Source organism: Mycobacterium sp. E3198 (assembly GCF_001667015.1).
Taxonomy (GTDB): Bacteria; Actinomycetota; Actinomycetes; order Mycobacteriales; family Mycobacteriaceae; genus Mycobacterium.
The window spans coordinates 1-1,413 of sequence record NZ_LZIS01000265.1 but is presented as its reverse complement, the minus strand read 5'-3'; the positions used below and the strand labels follow the sequence as shown (position 1 = coordinate 1,413).

2 protein-coding genes are annotated in these 1,413 nt (G+C 69.1%); one reads left to right on the top strand and one right to left on the bottom strand.

Annotated elements, in window-relative coordinates; genetic code table 11:
- On the top strand, positions 1-503 hold a 503-nt coding region (locus tag A5673_RS27035), incomplete at its 5' end, for a sodium-dependent bicarbonate transport family permease (protein WP_197518484.1).
- Between the two features lie 3 nt (positions 504-506).
- On the opposite strand, the gene A5673_RS27030 is transcribed toward A5673_RS27035, so the two are convergent.
- Positions 507-1,413 (bottom strand): coproporphyrinogen-III oxidase family protein (locus A5673_RS27030; protein ID WP_068239847.1); only part of this gene is annotated, 907 nt, incomplete at its 5' end.

Genomic DNA, 1,413 nt, shown 5'->3' with positions numbered 1-1,413 from the left:
TCCTCAATCCCGGCATCATCCTCCTCGTCGGCGGAATAGCGATCGGCTTCATCAGTGCCCTGCAAGGCCAGAAGGTCGTCCACGACCAGAACGAACTTTTCGTTGCGGCGTTTCAGGGCGTGCTGTGCCTCTTCCTGCTGGAGATGGGCATGACGGCGTCGCGCAAGCTGCGAGACCTCAAGTCCGCCGGCAGTGGGTTCATCGTGTTCGGTCTGCTGGCACCGAATGTCTTTGGCACGCTCGGGATTCTGGTCGGCTACGGCTACGCGTACCTCACCGGCACCCACCTCCAGCCGGGCACCTACGTGCTGTTCGCGGTGCTGTGCGCTTCGGCGTCGTACATCACCTTGCCCGCGGTGCAGCGCCTCGGGATCCCCGAGGCAAGTCCGACGCTGCCGCTGGCCGCCTCGCTGGGCCTGACGTTCTCCTACACCGTCACCGTCGGGATCCCTCTTTTCATCGAGATCAACCGCGCAGTCGCGCATTGGTTTCCGGGCACCTGAGGGCTACCCCAGCAGCGTGCGCACCACCCCGTCGGCCAGTAGCCGGCCGCGTGGGGTGAGCACCAGCCGCTCGCCCTCAGACACCAGCAACCCGTCGGCCACCGCGGTCTGCGCGCGTTGACGTTCGGCGTCGGCCAGCCGGTCCAGCGGAAGCCCTTGGCGGAGGCGGATTTTCAGTAACACCTCCTCGGTGTGCAGGGCCTCGGTGCCCAACTCCTCGAAACCCGAGACCGGCAGGGTGCCGTCGGCCAGCAGCTCGGCATAGGCGTTGGGGTGTTTGACGTTCCACCAGCGCGTCGCACCGACGTATCCGTGGGCCCCCGGCCCCGCGCCCCACCACTGGCCGCCGTCCCAGTAGCCGAGGTTGTGCCGGCACTCGCCGCCCGGCCGGCTCCAGTTGGACACCTCGTACCAACTCATCCCGGCGGCGGACAGCCGTTCGTCGACCAATTCGTAGCGGTGCGCCAGCACGTCGTCGTCGGGGGCGGCCAGCTCGCCGCGCCGAACTCGCCGGGCCAGCGCGGTGCCCTCCTCGACGACCAGCGCGTAGGCCGATACGTGGTCGACGCCGGTGTCGACCGCGGTGTCGACGGAGCGCAGCAGATCGTCGTCGGACTCCCCCGGCGTCCCGTAGATCAGGTCGAGGCTGACGTGTTCGAAGCCCTCGGCCAGCGCCTCGCGGGCCGCCGCGGCCGACCGGTTCGGCGTGTGTATCCGGTCGAGGACCCCCAACACCCGAGGGGACACCGACTGCATGCCCAGCGACACCCGGGTGAAGCCGGCGCTGCGCGTCGCCGCGAAGAAGTCCGGCCAGGCCGACTCCGGGTTGGCCTCGGTGGTGATCTCGGCGTCGGGGGCCAGGACGAAGTGGTCGCGCACCATGCCCAGCAACCGCGCGATGCGCTCGCCG